The organism is Pedobacter sp. B4419, from assembly GCF_059693725.1.
This window is the reverse complement of the sequence record NZ_JCASSL010000002.1, coordinates 1,113,935-1,129,941: the sequence shown is the minus strand read 5'-3', so window position 1 is coordinate 1,129,941 and position 16,007 is coordinate 1,113,935. Positions and strand designations below refer to the sequence as shown.

Here is a 16,007-nt window from a genome sequence, read left to right as displayed (position 1 = left end):
TCTGTTTTGCGAGCCTCAAATTTAGATACTCCTCTTGTTTACCTTAAGGGCGTAGGCCCTAAGCGTGCCGAGCTTTTGCAAAAAGAATTAGGCATGAGCAGCTATAACGACTTGCTTTATCATTATCCTTTTAGGTATATAGACCGTACCCGATTTTACAAGATCAAAGAACTTGATCCTGAAATGCCCTTGGTGCAGGTGGTAGGGAAAATACTGAGCAAAGAAGTTATAGGTGAAAAGCATAAGAAACGTTTGGTCGCCAAATTTGCCGACGAAACCGGAGCAATAATGGAGCTGGTTTGGTTTCAAAGCATCAAATGGGTTGAAGATCACGTCATGCGTGGCAGTACCTACATCGCCTTTGGCAAACCAACTTTCTTTAACAGCAACTTTAGTATCTCGCATCCCGAGCTCGAAAACTATCCGCGTCCCTCAGGTTTAACAGGCAACCTTACCCTACAGCCCATTTATAACTCTACCGAGAAACTTAAAAAGAGTTTTTTAGATAGCAAGGGGCTCCAGAAACTGATCCAGCATGTGATCGAGCTCCATATCAACGAGGTTCGCGAAACTTTGCCAGCCTATGTGCTCGAAAAGTACAAGTTGATTAGCCGGAAAGAAGCACTGATCCATATTCATTTCCCAGCCAATCAGGCCAAGTTGCAGCAGGCTGAGCGCCGACTAAAATTTGAAGAGCTTTTCTTTATCCAGCTACAATTGCTGTACAACAAACAGGTTCGAAGCTTGAAATTTAAAGGTTTATTGTTTGATACGGTTGGTGAGCGCGTAAATACATTTTATAAGGAAATGTTGCCGTTTGATTTGACGAATGCCCAGAAACGGGTAATCAAGGAAATCAGGATCGATACCCAAAAGGGTAGCCAGATGAATAGGCTGGTACAGGGCGATGTAGGCAGCGGCAAAACCGTAGTGGCCCTCATCAGCATGTTGCTGGCCAACGATAATGGCTATCAGGCCTGTATGATGGCACCAACAGAGATTTTGGCTCGACAACATTATGAGTCGTTGGTTTCGCTTTTAAAGGGCGAATTGATAAACGTTTCCATATTAACCGGTACTACCACTAAAAAGCAACGAACGGTATTGCACGAACAATTGGAGAGTGGAACAATCAATATCCTGGTAGGTACCCATGCGTTGATTGAAGATAAAGTGAAGTTTAAAAACCTGGGCTTGGTGGTGATTGACGAGCAGCATCGTTTTGGTGTAGAGCAAAGGGCCAAACTGTGGAGAAAGAACACAATTCCACCTCATATTTTAGTAATGACAGCTACGCCTATTCCACGTACCTTGGCCATGACCTTGTACGGCGATTTGGATGTGTCTGTAATTGACGAACTTCCGGCAGGCAGAAAACCCATTGAAACAAGGCGCCTCTACGAAGGACAGCGTTTAAGGATGTTTGGCTTTATGAAGCAGGAGATTGCCAAGGGACGCCAGGTTTATGTAGTTTATCCCTTGATCAAGGAAAGCGAGAAGCTGGATTTGATGCATCTGGAAGCTGGCATAGAGCAGTTGCGTTTTGAATTTCCCTTGCCTAACTACCAGATCAGTATTGTGCATGGGCAAATGCCAAATGCCGATAAGGAATATGAAATGCGCCAATTTATTGAGGGCAAAACGCAGATCATGGTGGCTACAACCGTGATAGAAGTTGGGGTGAATGTACCCAATGCCTCAGTAATGATTATTGAAAACGCAGAGCGATTTGGTCTTTCTCAATTGCACCAGCTAAGGGGGCGTGTGGGCCGTGGTGCCGAACAATCTTATTGTATTCTCATGTCGACCAATAAGCTGGGGCAGAACTCCAAGCTCCGCCTCGAAACCATGGTGAAGACCAATAATGGCTTCGAAATTTCGGAAATAGATCTGCAACTAAGAGGCCCTGGCGATATTACGGGAACACAACAAAGTGGCGTGCTTGAACTTAAAATGGCCAACTTGGCCAAAGACCAGATTATTTTACAGGAGGCAAGAAATACGGTGATCGAAATATTTGAACGCGATCCGATGGTAGGCCTGCCAGAAAATAGCTTGCTCAAGACCTATCTCGACAAAAAGAACCAAGGGATTGCCTTCGACAAGATTTCTTAATCACAACCTGACATATCCTTCACTTCAAACAAATGTTTATTGGAGAATAGTTGCTTCTAATCCTCGTCGCTGCCAGGCAACGAACCTGAACCGGTGTAGGCACCTTTGCGGATAATCGGCATCTTCAAATATTTGTACAGCTCATCCAAATGCATTAAACTGCCGTTGGTTAAGTTGCCCAAAAATATCACTACCACATCCTTGTCTAAATCGCGTACATAAATATGGCGGAAACCGTGCCACCAGCCGGTATGGTAAACCACTTTGTCCATGCCATTGCCATCGAACATGCGCCAGCCATAACCATAATTGAAGTGTCCGTTTACAGGTTTGTTGCGACCGACGTAGGCAGAATCCAAACTTTTCTGACTAAGCAAACGGCCATTTTTTAGGTATTTGTCATATAGCACCAAGTCATGCAGGGTGCTGTAAATTCCTTTGTCGCCCACTGGCCCATCTAAAAAGTTCTGAACTACAGAATAGCGCCAGGTACGATCATGGCCCACTACATCAACCGGAACTTTTTCATACTCTGTAGTAGAATAAACATGGGTATGCTTCATGCCGGCAGGCTTAAAGATATGCTCCATCATGTACTGCGAGTACCTTTGCTTGGTTACTTTTTCTATAATCGCGCCAAGCACCATGAAATTGGAGTTATTGTAATGAAAAACCCTGTTGGGCTTAGTATAGGGGTTAGGTTTTTTATCGGCTATAATATCCATCACCTGCTGGTTGGTTACGCCTTTTTTCATGTTGAGTTTTTCCTTACGGTAAATGTCGTCTATGAAATAAACATAGTTCATCATCCCACTGCGGTGCGATAACAAAAGTTGTATGGTAATCCCGTCATAAGGGAAATTAGGAAAGAACTTTTTTACGTCGTCGGTAAGCTTCAATTTTCCGGCCTCAACCAATTGCATAATGGCTACACCAGTAAAGGTTTTGGTGATGGAAGCCAATTCAAATTCAGAACTGATTTTTAGGCTATCGCGATGCAAATAATCTGCCCATCCTATTGCTTTCTCATAAAGGATTTTGCCCTTTCTGGCGACCAGCATGTTGCCGTTGAAGCCATATTTCTTGTGCAGGTTCTGAACAAAATCGGCAATCCAGGGATCTCCTTTTTGAGGATCGTAGGCAATGAGCAGGCTATCGGCCTTATCGTCTTCCTTAGTTCTTATTTTCTTTTGCGCCTCTGTTTTTTTGGCTTTTTCTTCTTTACTTGTGCAGGATGAGAGGTAGGCAGTGCTGAGCGCTAAGGCGATAATAAGTAGACGAAACTTCATGCAATAAAATATACGGGGTTAAAAGCCGACAAAATAACGATAATTGATTTTTTAAACGTAAAAGAGTTTTAAACATTACCCCAATATTGATTTATTGTGATCATAAAATTTTAGCCTGCCTTTTTTAAGAGCACTATACCGTTCGAATTATTGTCTACATCGCCCCTAACCATTGCCTTGATAATAAAAGATGCACCTGTTTCATAAGCCGTAATGTTTATTTTATAGGCATTGTCTTTTTGTGCAGAGCCTGTGGCTCCATCATGTATGTCTTCGCCTATTTTTACGCCATTCTTAAATACAGTAATAGATTGTATTTCGAGTTTTGTATCGCCACCAGTGTACATAAAAGTTAAGGTGTATTGGCCGTTTTCTTTGATCTTTCCAGTTGCATTGATTTCAAGCTGGCTAAATTCCTTTCCCTTGATTTTGTCTGGATTCCACTCCGCGACTACTTCTCCATATTTTTTAAACTGATCGTATTTTTCCGGAAAATAAAGTGGCAACGAATATTGTTCCCTGTTGAGCATGGTTATGGCCATAAAATCCTTTAGCTCCGCTACTTCAACATTTTGGGTATAAACTGGAGAATAAGGATTGGGGTAGGTGCCATCAGTAGTGTAGCGGATTTGTGCGCCTTCTACCAGATTTTTTAGCTTAACGCTATAGCCCTTATTGGTTTTTTCATTACTGATGAGTTTAGGTTGAGGCAAACGAAAGCCATAACCGGCATTTTGATAACGCAGGTAATGGCTGCTCAGCCTCTTTTCAAAATCTGCCCAGCTTTGTTTGGCTACCGGTGTCCACACAACTTCGGCCAATGCAGACATGCGTGGGAAAGTGAAGTAGTCGAAATATTTTTCAGAACGATTTTCGTTCAGTGGGCCAATTTCTTGAAGGATAGTGCCATGTATAAACTGATCGGCCCATAGCGTAGCCGAAGCGCCGAGCACTTGTTTGTGGTATTTTGGATCGAGGCCTTCTACCAAAGGGTTGAGCTGATAAACCTTTTCCATTGGAACCAAGCCTACCCATGTAGCCGCTTTTACTTCGCCGGGAATGTTGCTTTCGGCCATATCAAAATAACAGAACTTGGTGAGCGACATCACTACATCGTGGCCATTTTCTACTGCCTTAAATGTTTTTTTAGGATCATGCCAAACCATACCAACAGCTTTTTCCTTTAAGCCATCTTCAATAATCTCGTCCCAGCCCACAATTGTTTTGCCATAAGGCTTAATCATGTTCTGTACGCGCTGGTTAAAATAAACCTGCAGGCCAGCTTCAGTCTTCAGGCCCAAGTCAGCTTTTCGCTTTTGACAATTCGGGCATGCCGCCCATCTCGTATAAACCGCTTCGTCTCCACCAATATGAATGTATTTAGAAGGAAACAAGGCAAATACCTCCTTGAAAACATCAGCTAAAAAATCGAAGGTAGTTTCTTTGCCTACACAGTAAAGTTCTCTACTGATGGAATGTTGCAAGGGCATTTCAAATTGTTCGCCCGTGCAACCCAAATAAGGGTAAGCTACAACGGCGGCCAAAGTATGGGCCGGCAGTTCTATTTCTGGAACTATTTCTACATTTCTGGCCATGCCATAAGCTACCATTTCCTTAATGTCTTCTTGTGTGTAATAGCCACCGGTACGTTCGGCCCCTTTGCCTCGCCATGCACCCATAGAGGTAAGCTTCGGATATTTTTTGATTTCCAACCGCCATCCGGCATCGTCTATCAAATGGAAATGCAAAACATTCATCTTGTACATGGCCATCATGTCGATAAACCTAAGCACATAATCCTTGCTAAAGAAATAGCGAGATACATCGAGCATCATGCCTCGCCAAGGATAAAGTGGTGCATCTTGAATGCTTACGCCCTTAATGGCCCAAATTTTTCCCTTTTGTCTTTGGGGGTTATAAATCTCTACAGGCAAGAGCTGCAATAAAGTTTGTATGCCATAGAACACGCCTTGGCTGGCGTTGCCTGTGATGTTAACTTTGTTGGTATTTACATGAAGCTGGTAGGCCTCCTTGTTGGCTGATGGAGTTTTGCCCAGGCCTAAAAAGATGCCATCTGCAGCCGCATTGGCTTCTTGCAGTTTAAAGTCGAAGCCCGTAGCTGGCGACAAGGCCGCAACCAACAATTCAGCTTGCGTTTTGAGCCCTTTTTGGTAATAGATCTTTGTTTGGGGTTTGATTAAAAAAGTAGTCCCGTTTTCTTTAGCAACTTGTGGCAAAGGAATAATATTTATTTGCGAAAATGAATTAAAGGCATTCAGGAGCAAACATAAAAGCAAAAGGCAGACGGCTTTGGTGCGCATAAAAATAGTTTTAGGTAGGTTTTTTCTGATTTTAGCCTTAAAGTAAGGATTGAATACGGCTTTTTGTTGCTTAAGGAGCGTGCAAACGTTTGTTCATGTGGCATTAATGTTGCAAATTATATGTGTCAAAAGAGGGCTCGTTTAACCAAAAAACTTAAATTTGCCAAAAAACTAGCAACATCATGAGTTTCAGAATAGAACACGATACCATGGGCGAGGTACAAGTGCCCGCAGATAAATATTGGGGCGCACAAACCGAACGTTCGCGTAATAATTTTAAAATTGGTCCAGAGGCTTCTATGCCAAAGGAGATCATCCATGCTTTTGGCTATTTGAAAAAGGCCGCCGCTTTGGCCAATACCGAATTAGGCGTTTTGGCACAAGACAAGGCAACGCTAATTGCAAAGGCTTGCGATGAGGTGATTGCCGGCCAGTTAGATGCCGAGTTCCCTTTGGTAATTTGGCAAACAGGTTCGGGTACGCAGAGCAACATGAATGCCAATGAGGTGATTGCCAACCGTGGCCATGTAATTGATGGTGGCAGCTTGGCAGATGATAAAAAAGTGCTGCACCCTAACGATGATGTGAACAAATCGCAATCTTCTAACGATACTTATCCAACCGCTATGCACATTGCTGCTTACAAACAAGCAGTAACAGTGACCATTCCAGGTTTGGAGAAATTAAGAAATACCTTGGCCCAAAAAGCCGCTTCGTGGACCGACATTGTAAAAACCGGCCGTACCCACTTTATGGATGCTACGCCCTTGACATTAGGTCAGGAGTTTTCTGGCTATGTACAGCAAATAGACAATGGCATCAGGGCAATTAAAAATGCCTTGGAGATGATTAAAGAGTTGGCTTTAGGCGGTACAGCAGTAGGTACTGGCTTAAATACACCAAAGGGATATGATGTATTGGTGGCCCAAAAAATTGCCGAACTAACCGGACTTCCATTTGTAACGGCACCGAATAAATTTGAGGCTTTGGCAGCGCACGATGCGATGGTTGAACTTTCAAGCGCCTATAAACGCGTTGCCGTTTCTTTGATGAAGGTAGCTAACGATATCAGGATGTTGAGCTCAGGCCCACGTTGTGGCATTGGCGAAATTGTGATCCCTGATAACGAGCCTGGTTCTTCAATTATGCCGGGCAAGGTAAATCCTACCCAGCCAGAAGCTTTGACAATGGTTTGTGCACAGGTAATGGGCAATGATGTAGCCGTAAGCATTGGTGCCAGCAATGGTCATTTTGAATTGAACGTATTTAAACCTGTAATTGCGGCTAACGTATTGCAGTCGGGTCGTTTAATTGGCGATGCCTGCGTTTCATTTAACGATAAATGTGCAGAAGGCATTGAGCCGAACAGACCGGTAATTAAACAACATATGGAAAACTCGTTGATGTTGGTTACCGCATTAAATCCACATATTGGTTATGAAAATGCTGCTAAAATTGCAAAGAAAGCCCACAAAGAAAATAAAACCTTGCGTGAGGCTGCAGTTGAGCTAGGCTTGTTAACCAGTGAACAATTTGATGAGTGGGTTCGTCCAGAAGACATGGTAGGAAGCTTGAAATAAGTTAAAGTTGAAAGTGAAAAGTTTAAACAGCATATTTAATTAATAGTACTGGAAATATGATTCTTGGTAAACGATTTTACTTTTTACTTTTCACTTTCAACTGCCTCTTTTTATATAGTGCCTGCACGCGTTTGCCTAATGTACAGGGTAAGGGCGAAACCTTGTTGCAAGGGGTATGGAGCCAAGATAGCGTAGCCAATTCCAGAGACCTGCTTACCTATACCCAGCACCGTTTCAAGATCAGCTGCGATTCGTTTTATGTTGACTTGACTACACATGCCAAAACCAACTATTATGCTGATTCGTGCTTTAATAACGGTGTTTGGAAAGAATATGCAAAAGGTACCTATGCAGTTAAAGGCGATACATTGATGCTCAATGGCACTTTTACCAAGGCCAATTATAAGCAAAAGATTTCTGGCTGCTACCGAATCGGACGCTATCTCAATAATTTTAAAATTAAATCATCAAGCAAGGAAAGATTGATCCTCGAAAACCTGGCCGATCAGCGCGAATGCATATTGGTTTTGAAAGAAACGATCACCTGCGTCCCTAAAGAATTATAATATGAAGAAATTGAACCTATTCAAGAAAATAGCAATTATTTTTGCTCTTGCATATGTACCTTTTACTGCGGGTGCATGGGGCGTATTAGGCCATCGCATTGTTGGCGAAGTAGCCGATTACTACCTGAGCTCAAAGGCGAGAAAAGCCATTCAACAGATTTTAGGAACAGAAAGCATGGCCATGGCCGCCAACTGGGCCGATTTTATCAAATCTGATACTTCCTATAATTACCTGAGCAACTGGCACTATGTAAATTTGCCTGAAGCTTTGTCGCAAAGCGATGTGTTCACTTTCTTGGATAAGCAGCCAGGACCAAACATCTATAACAAAACCAACGAAATGATTGCCGTACTTAAAAATGCAAAAAGTACAGCAGCGCAAAAGAAGTTGGCCTTACGGATGATCATCCACTTGATGGGCGATATGCACCAACCAATGCACACGGCCAGAAAAGACGATTTGGGTGGCAATAAAATTTTATTAACCTGGTTTGGCGAGAAATCTAATCTGCACCGTGTATGGGACGAAGGCTTAGTAGATTTTCAGCAACTGAGCTACACAGAATATACCAAAGCCATTAACCATCCAACTACTTTGCAATTGGGCGCATGGCAAAAAGCAAGTCTTAAAGATTGTGTTTTTGAATCTTATCAGATTTGCAACAAGATTTATGCAACAGGCATTAAAAACGATGATAAACTGAGCTATAAATACAATTTCGATTGGGTTGATACCGTAAATGAGCAATTGTTAAAAGGCGGCATTCGTTTAGCCAAAGTTTTAAACGATATTTATAAATAGTTTAATTATTTAACCGGAACAGCTATGAGAAAATTATTGTTGCTGGCCTTGATCTGCACAAGCCTGGCCTGTAAAAAAGATGCTTCAGAAAATATTACCAAATATAACTGGGTTTTGGCAACTGCTCAAGTTAATCCGGCAATGACCTTAAACGGAAAAACAACTACCGATTATAAAAATTTGCTTGGGCCAGGTAGCTGCTTGGCTTCTAATTATACCCTTTCATTTTCGCCAGATGGTACTTTTACTACAGGATCAAGTGGCTCCTTATGTGATATGTTGGCAAATGTAGGGCCCGATACTTGGGTACAAAATGGAGAGCAACTTACCTTTAAGACAGAAACAGGAACCACTTCAACGGCAACAGTGAAAGGCAATACCCTAACACAAAAGCACAGTTTTACAGATCCAGAGAACGGTATTACCTACACAGTAGTATACGTATATAAAGCAAAATCTAAATAGGCTTGAAAATTCTAATGATTTGCTTGGGCAATATCTGTCGCTCGCCTTTGGCCGAAGGGATTATGCGACATTTGGTAAACGAACAGCATTTGGGCTGGGAAATTGCTTCGGCTGGTACTGGCGATTGGCATATTGGGCAAGCCCCAGACAGAAGAAGCATTGCGATTGCCCAGACTTTTGGCTATGATATTTCCAAGCAGCGTGCCCGTCATTTTTCTGAAAGTCTGTTTGAACAATTCGACCATATCCTGGTAATGGATAGAAATAACCTCAGAGATGTACTCAGCCTGGCTAAAACCACAGCCCAACGGCAAAAAGTTAAGCTGTTCCTAGATAATGACGAAGTAGCCGATCCTTATTATGACAATGCACTTTTCGAACCCGTTTGTGGGCAGATTGAGAAAAGATGTAAGCAATTGATCGAAGAGTTTAGTTAGGAGTCCGAAGTCGGAAGTCCGAGGTCCGGAGGTTTGACTTATAGTTTTAGCGAAATGTAAACTGTTAGCTGACAACTGACTTAGTGGTTCGAATTTATTCTTAGGCTTTGATCTTTTATCCTCAGCCTTCTGCCTTCAACTCTCCACCGGCATCCTTCCGAGCATTGGTCAAATAAATATAATTGAACATGCAGAAAGAGGCAATAGCGCCAAAGGTATGCCATAGAAAATGCGTACCTGTGCTTATCCATTCCCATTTATCCGCAATGCGAAAGGTAAGTGCAATTACAAAAGCAATCAAGGCCATGCCAACCCATCTGCCGTTTCTCCACTTGGTACTCACCAAATAGCCAAATACCGGCAGCAGTACCAAAGAAGCCATCATGGCGTAGTTGATATTGATGAACAATTGGATGTTATTTGGCGCAAGCACGCTTCTAAAAAAGAACTGGAATGCCACATAGCCAATTACCAGCAATACGGCATAATACCACTTGAACAATTGGGCCAAGAAGTATACCCCGGCCGATACGCAAAGCAACATAATCGGCAGCCAATCCATCATGATAAACATGCGCCACTGTCTAAAAGCGTGGTAGGTTGTACCTCCAATACCACCGATAAAAAGCAGGACGAGGCAATAGGTTAAAAACACATGCGATTTGTAATCCTTCCAAAGCTTGAATGTCCAATAAAAGGCTATGGCCAAGAAAAAGCAAGAGGTAATGGCATTGAGCGGCTCGGGAAACAGGTGTTGCAGATTGGTTTCGGTGTAAAGCGTTCCGCCATCTGGTGGGCGTTGTAAGGCTAGCATCATATGGTTGGATTTCTTTTAGAAACGTAACGTGATTTTAAATGTTTTGATTTATTTTTATGAACCAGCACAAATGACAAAATTGTGCCATTAAAGTACTAAATCATTCATTAAATGCAAAATCCTCAGCTGTTTATGGTGCTTTTGGGTTGCAGGCCCGAAGGCAGGCATACCGAGCAACACGATATCTTTTTCGGCATTGCCGATGCCATTAAAGACCTTGTTCCAGAGATGATCGAGTTTTGGCCAGAAGCAAAAGGCAAGATCCATATCGATGCCTTTCGTGCCGTAACCAAGGTTGGAAATTATAGCGTAAGCGTTGTTGAAAAAGAAGAAGCAAAAATCGATAGAAACAGTTTGTTCTTTTTGAATTTGGGAGGCTACAGGAAAGACGAATTTGACGAATTGCACTATAAGATGCTGGTGGTGTCAGACCAAAAGGCGGTAGCCATCAAAGAAGCCAAGGAAACGGCTTTTTATAAACATACCTGGTTCGATGGGGCAAGCTCGCATATCGATGATAAGTATGGGGTTGATGTAGATGATATTTTCGAAATTCAAGACATTTTAAATGCGGCTTTCAAAGCCAAATATTCCCTCAAATTTGTTCCGGGCAATACCGGACCAGAAGATGAGATTAAGCTTGGATATTTTCCTTTGGCCAAAATAGCAAAGGGAGAAGTGTAAACGGCTAGCTGAAAACTGCCAATCGAAAATTGTTAATTGAGCTGATTGTAGCTAAAGCCAACTGTTTTGAAGCGCAATGCCTTTGCAGCAAATTAAAGGCAGTCCCGCTTTACGCTGTATCTTTTTTGCCTCTGTGGCAAAAAAGGATGTCGCTCCAATCTGGGCTATTTTACTTGGGCCTATGCAATCGGGCATAGCTGAGGAAACCAGAGTCTTCTAAACCCGATTGAACGGAAAGCCCGGAGCCGAGTTGCGAGGCGAGGACTTGCAGTAAAAGCGGGGCTAACATTCAGGTGAAACACAGCCCCTGCTTTTCAAAAAAAACTTATCAATCTGGCAATCTTCATTATTGCACGTTTCGAGCATAGATTGCTTTGTCACTTCGTTTCTCGCAATGACGTATGTAATTTGCTATTTTGCTGGCTGCTGGTGCGTGCTGATGGCAATCCTGTTCCAAGCATTGATGGTAGAAGAGGCAATGATGATCTGTGCAATGTAATTATCGTCGAACAAGGCTTTTGCTTTTTGATAGGTTTCTTCAGAAAGGCCACCATTGGCAATCAAAGCCAACTCTTCGGCCATCGCCAAAATCACACGTTCTTCTTCGTTAAAAAGGTCGGTTTCGCGCCATGCGTTTAAAAGGTAGATCCTTTGTTCTGTTTCGCCATATTTTCTGGCATCTTTGGTATGCATGTCGATGCAAAATGCACAGCCGTTAATTTGCGAAGTCCTGATCTTGATCAGCTCCTTGTGCATTCTATCAAGTTTAGAAGTAGCTAAGTAATTTTCTAATCCAATCATGGCTTTGTAGCCAGCTGGTTCTAATTCTGCGATATTAATTCTGGTGTTCATGACTTTATTGTTTAAATGATGGAACAAATTTAGGCAAGATGAACCTTGCAAAACTTAAGCTGGTTTAAGAAATGAAATATCCTTCTTGTTTTGTTAGTGAGAATACCAACTAGAACTAAAAAAACTAGCGCTTTTTTCGGAGCTCGCTCAGGTACTCGGGCGTAATGCCCAAATAGGAAGCGAGCATATATTGAGGGATGCGCCGCACAAAATCAGGGAATAACGTAACAAAGTGCAGATAGCTTTCTTCTTTCGAAAAATCATGGAAGAACTTAACCCTTCTTTGGGCCGCGCCATAGGCTCTTTGCATCATAATTCTAAAATACCGTTCCAACTGAGGCAATTGTTTAAACAGTTCTTCCTGTTGGTGATAAGAAATACCCAAGATCAGCGAATTTTCAATGGCTTGGATGGCAAAATCGCCTTTGGTTTGCATGCCAAAACTGATGTAATCCGAAATCCACCAGTTTTCTAGGGCAAATTGTACAATTTGTTCGATCCCTTTTTCGTTGATGAAAAACATGCGTAAACAACCCTCTTCAACAAAATAGTTGTACCTGCAGATTTGCCCCTCTTCTAAAAGATAGACTTTCTTTTTTACGGGCAAGGGAACGATGTACTTCAAAAGAATCGAAATCTCATCGTCGCTAAGCGTAACATAGCGTTTGATATGTTGGATAAGGTTGGGATACATTGACGTAAATATATCTCTTATTCCCAAATGCGCTAAGCTAATTTAAACATTTATTGAAGGCACCTGTTGTTTAACTACAATCAAAAACATTTAGATTATGGAAACGAGAACAGTGAATGCAGAGGTATTAAATGACCTTATCCAAATTAACAACGACAGAATTGCTGGTTATGAAAGGGCAATTGAGGAATTGAAATCAGAAGATGCCGATTTAAAATCGCTATTTGTAAGTATGATCGGCGAGAGCCATAAATATAAAATGGCTTTGGCTACAGAGGTACAGGCATTGGGCGAAGAGGCTGAAGAAGGAACCACCAATTCGGGCAAAATATACAGGGCATGGATGGATGTGAAGGCAATTTTTACGGGCAACGACAGAAAAACGGTGCTCAATAACTGCGAGTTTGGCGAAGATGCTGCCCAAAAAGCCTACAAAATGGCATTGGAAGAAGAAGTATCGGCAAACATCAGAACCTTGATCAGCGACCAAAAAGCTGCCTTAAGGCAATCGCACGACGAAATTAAGAGACTGAGAGACTCCCAAGCGTAGTTTTGCAAACTCCCTAAAAAACAAAGCCCCGATTTTACATCGGGGCTTTGTTTTTTATTTCTGTTCCAGTTCCTTATCCAAATAATAAGTTACTTTTTTGATGGCATTGTCTATCGTATCGCTTAAAATGGTAATAAAAGAACCCGATGTGGCGGTATTGATCAGTTTTTTCAAACAATCGTCGCCATGGTTGTTGATGTCGATCTGGATATCTGGCTTTACCTCTTTTAAGCCGGTAAGCAATAAATCGATCAGCTCCTGCTGCTTGCGCCCACGCAGGTATTTCTCTTGGCAAATAACCACTCTATCAAACATCTGTGCCGCGATACGGGCAGTTTCTATAATGTCTTCGTCCCTTCTGTCGCCGGTGCCCGAAATTACGCCTACATGCTCGGTGGCTTCAACAGTTTGCAGATAGGCCTTTACGCCATTAAATCCGTCGGGGTTGTGCGCAAAATCAACCAAAACCTTAAATTCCTTGAACTTAAATATATTCATTCGGCCAGGCGTGTGCGCAGCCGATGGGATGAAAGTTTCTAGAGAAGTGCGGATGTCTTCGGTTTTATAGCCCCACAAGAAAGTGGTTAGCGTTGCTGCCAATACATTCTGGATCATAAACTCTACGGTACCGTTAAAAGTAAGCGGAATGTGGGTGGCCTTTTCTACACGGATTTTCCAATCGCCTTTTTTAATGGTTACAAAACCGTTTTCGTAAATGGCGGCGATGCCTCCCTTTTTGCAATGCTCTTTAATCACCGGATTTTTTTCGTCCATGCTAAAGTAGGCTACATTGCAATCGGCACTAGCTGCAATTTTTAGGCAATAGGTATTGTCGGCATTGAGTACTGCCCAGCCATTTCTTTTTACTGCACCAATAATAACCGATTTCACACGGGTCAGATCATCTAGGTTATGGATGTCTGAAATGCCCAAGTGGTCTTCCTGGATATTGGTGACCACACCGATATCACATTTGTTAAAGCCCAATCCAGAACGAAGGATGCCCCCTCTGGCGGTTTCTAATACGGCAACTTCAACCGTTGGATCTTTCAAAATAAATTCTGCACTAAAAGGGCCGGTGGTATCGCCTTTCATCAGCATGGTGTTTTGTACATAAATACCATCAGATGTGGTAAAGCCTACACGGCTGCCGTTATTTTTTACAATATGTGCAATTAAGCGGGTAGTAGTAGTCTTCCCATTGGTGCCTGTTACCGCAATAATCGGAATGCGGGCATCTTTGCCCGGAGGATAAAGCATATCGATTACTGGTGCGGCCACATTGCGGGGCAGGCCTTCGCTAGGCGCCAAGTGCATTCTGAATCCGGGAGCGGCATTAACTTCTAAAATTACGCCTCCGTTTTCGGTCAGAGGCTCGGTTAGGTTTTGTGCCATGATATCGATGCCACAAATATCTAAACCTACAATCCTAGAAATGCGCTCGCAATTGAATACATTTTGCGGGTGCACCTGATCCGTTACATCTATAGAAGTACCACCTGTACTCAGGTTGGCGGTAGATTTAAGGTAAACGATTTCATCTTTGGGCGCTACCGTTTCAAGGGTATAGCCTTTTTTCTCCAAAAGATCTAGCGTATCTCTATCTACATTGATTTCGGTCAGTACGTTTTCATGGCCATAGCCACGGCGTGGGTCAGAATTTTCCTGATCGATCAGCTGTTGAATGGTTTGTTTGCCATCACCCTTTACATGGGCAGGTACGCGCAGGGCTGCTGCTACCATTTTATGATCGATCACCAATACCCTAAAATCGTGGCCGGTAATGAAACGCTCTACAATAATCCTTCTCGAATGCTCTTTGGCATAATGAAAAGCAGCAATGGCGGCTTCTTCTGTTTTTACGTTGATGGTTGCACCACGGCCATGGTTGCCATCCAAAGGCTTAAACACCAAAGGGAAGCCTACTTTTTTAATGGCTTCGTGTACATCATCAAGGCTGCTTACGGTAACGCCTTTGGCCACCGGAATGGCTGCATCTTCCAGCAAACGCTTGGTTTCGTCTTTGTTGCCGGCAATATCCACAGCAATGCTGCTGGTACGCTCGGTCATGGTAGCCCTAAAGCGAACCTGGTTTTTGCCATAGCCCAATTGCACCAAAGAACCTTTGTTTAGCCTGATCCATGGAATATCACGTGAAATGGCTTCATCAACAATAGATCCGGTACTTGGACCTAAACGCTCCGATTCACGCAATTCACGCATGCGGTGGATGTCGTACTCCAAATCATATTCCTTGTTGTCAATCAGTGCTTCCGCAATGCGAACAGATGCTTCTGCTGCATAAACCCCGGCTTTTTCTTCCAGATAACTGAATACTACATTGTAAATGCCTTCGGTTTTGGTTTGCCTGGTACGGCCAAAGCCTGTATCCATGCCGGCCAAAGTTTGTATTTCGAGTGCAATATGCTCAATCACGTGTCCCATCCAGGTTCCTTCCTCTACGCGGCTTAAAAAACCACCGGGTGCACCTTTAGAACACCTGTGGCTATGCAGGCTAGGGATCAGTTTTTCTATGCGCTCCCTAAACCCATCGATCAAATTGGTTGGCCTTTGCTCCAAGTCTTCCAAATCCAATCGCATCTGGATCAATTTCTTTCTGTTCACCGACCAAATATTTGGTCCCCGTAATACCTGTATGCCTAATATCTTCATTAATATAAAATTTGCTTTTTGAATGCTGTTGTTGCAATGGGGGATGCTCGGTTCGCGATTAGCTCACAAACCTTTGTTTAAAGTATAAAAATTTTTTGAATTTAACATTCACCCGGCGCAATTAAAAGTTGACAATTGAACTTACAAATTCTGCTTTGATTG

Annotated in this window: 14 protein-coding genes; 8 read left to right on the top strand and 6 right to left on the bottom strand. The window is 42.7% G+C overall.

The annotated features are described in order from the left end of the window. The first annotated feature begins 6 nt into the window (after positions 1 to 6). Positions 7 to 2,115, top strand: a complete 2,109-nt coding sequence (recG, locus tag AC570H_RS16420; RefSeq protein ID WP_497356759.1) for an ATP-dependent DNA helicase RecG — start codon at positions 7 to 9, stop codon at positions 2,113 to 2,115. A 56-nt stretch (positions 2,116 to 2,171) separates the two neighbouring features. On the opposite strand, the gene AC570H_RS16415 is transcribed toward recG, so the two are convergent. Continuing rightward, complete coding sequence (locus tag AC570H_RS16415; RefSeq protein WP_497356757.1) at positions 2,172 to 3,404, bottom strand: serine hydrolase domain-containing protein; 1,233 nt, start codon at positions 3,402 to 3,404, stop codon at positions 2,172 to 2,174. A 110-nt stretch (positions 3,405 to 3,514) separates the two neighbouring features. Next, entirely contained in the window at positions 3,515 to 5,725 is a 2,211-nt protein-coding gene (locus AC570H_RS16410) for a beta-N-acetylhexosaminidase (protein ID WP_497356755.1), read from the bottom strand. Positions 5,726 to 5,907: 182 nt separating this feature from the next. Here AC570H_RS16410 and fumC point away from each other — a divergent pair, with 182 nt between their 5' ends. Genes fumC through AC570H_RS16385 form a run of 5 tightly spaced genes read left to right on the top strand, consistent with a single transcriptional unit; the run spans position 5,908 to position 9,575 of the window. Then, positions 5,908 to 7,305, top strand: coding sequence for a class II fumarate hydratase (fumC, locus tag AC570H_RS16405; protein WP_497356753.1), 1,398 nt, complete (start codon positions 5,908 to 5,910; stop codon positions 7,303 to 7,305). Positions 7,306 to 7,361: 56 nt separating this feature from the next. Next, positions 7,362 to 7,871 carry a fumarate hydratase gene (locus AC570H_RS16400; protein WP_497356751.1) on the top strand — a complete coding sequence of 170 codons (510 nt, stop codon included), beginning with the start codon at positions 7,362 to 7,364 and terminating at the stop codon, positions 7,869 to 7,871. Position 7,872: 1 nt separating this feature from the next. Then, positions 7,873 to 8,673, top strand: coding sequence for a S1/P1 nuclease (locus AC570H_RS16395; protein WP_497356749.1), 801 nt, complete (start codon positions 7,873 to 7,875; stop codon positions 8,671 to 8,673). A 24-nt stretch (positions 8,674 to 8,697) separates the two neighbouring features. Then, a complete protein-coding gene (locus tag AC570H_RS16390) occupies positions 8,698 to 9,138 on the top strand; it encodes a hypothetical protein (RefSeq protein ID WP_497356747.1) in 441 nt (146 codons plus the stop codon). A gap of 2 nt (positions 9,139 to 9,140) precedes the next feature. Then, positions 9,141 to 9,575 carry a low molecular weight protein-tyrosine-phosphatase gene (locus tag AC570H_RS16385; RefSeq protein ID WP_497356745.1) on the top strand — a complete coding sequence of 145 codons (435 nt, stop codon included), beginning with the start codon at positions 9,141 to 9,143 and terminating at the stop codon, positions 9,573 to 9,575. Between the two features lie 121 nt (positions 9,576 to 9,696). Here the strand turns inward: AC570H_RS16385 and AC570H_RS16380 are convergent, their stop codons facing one another. Beyond that, on the bottom strand, positions 9,697 to 10,392 hold the full coding sequence (locus AC570H_RS16380) for a hypothetical protein (protein WP_497356743.1): 696 nt from the start codon (positions 10,390 to 10,392) through the stop codon (positions 9,697 to 9,699). 111 nt (positions 10,393 to 10,503) lie between these two features. On the opposite strand from AC570H_RS16380, the gene AC570H_RS16375 reads away from it, so the two are divergent. After that, the gene (locus AC570H_RS16375) at positions 10,504 to 11,076 is read left to right on the top strand and encodes a DUF1543 domain-containing protein (RefSeq protein ID WP_497356741.1); all 573 of its coding nucleotides are present in this window, start codon (positions 10,504 to 10,506) and stop codon (positions 11,074 to 11,076) included. 411 nt (positions 11,077 to 11,487) lie between these two features. On the opposite strand, the gene AC570H_RS16370 is transcribed toward AC570H_RS16375, so the two are convergent. Together AC570H_RS16370 and AC570H_RS16365 are read right to left on the bottom strand one after the other, a co-directional pair. Next, positions 11,488 to 11,928 (bottom strand): carboxymuconolactone decarboxylase family protein, encoded by a 441-nt coding sequence (locus AC570H_RS16370; protein WP_497356739.1) that lies wholly within the window; start codon positions 11,926 to 11,928, stop codon positions 11,488 to 11,490. Positions 11,929 to 12,052: 124 nt separating this feature from the next. After that, positions 12,053 to 12,622, bottom strand: coding sequence for a Crp/Fnr family transcriptional regulator (locus tag AC570H_RS16365; RefSeq protein WP_497356737.1), 570 nt, complete (start codon positions 12,620 to 12,622; stop codon positions 12,053 to 12,055). Positions 12,623 to 12,719: 97 nt separating this feature from the next. Between AC570H_RS16365 and AC570H_RS16360 the strand changes: the two genes are divergently transcribed. After that, positions 12,720 to 13,172 carry a ferritin-like domain-containing protein gene (locus AC570H_RS16360; protein WP_497356735.1) on the top strand — a complete coding sequence of 151 codons (453 nt, stop codon included), beginning with the start codon at positions 12,720 to 12,722 and terminating at the stop codon, positions 13,170 to 13,172. Between the two features lie 54 nt (positions 13,173 to 13,226). On the opposite strand, the gene cphA is transcribed toward AC570H_RS16360, so the two are convergent. Beyond that, the gene (cphA, locus tag AC570H_RS16355; protein ID WP_497356733.1) at positions 13,227 to 15,845 is read right to left on the bottom strand and encodes a cyanophycin synthetase; all 2,619 of its coding nucleotides are present in this window, start codon (positions 15,843 to 15,845) and stop codon (positions 13,227 to 13,229) included. Positions 15,846 to 16,007 lie beyond the last annotated feature (162 nt).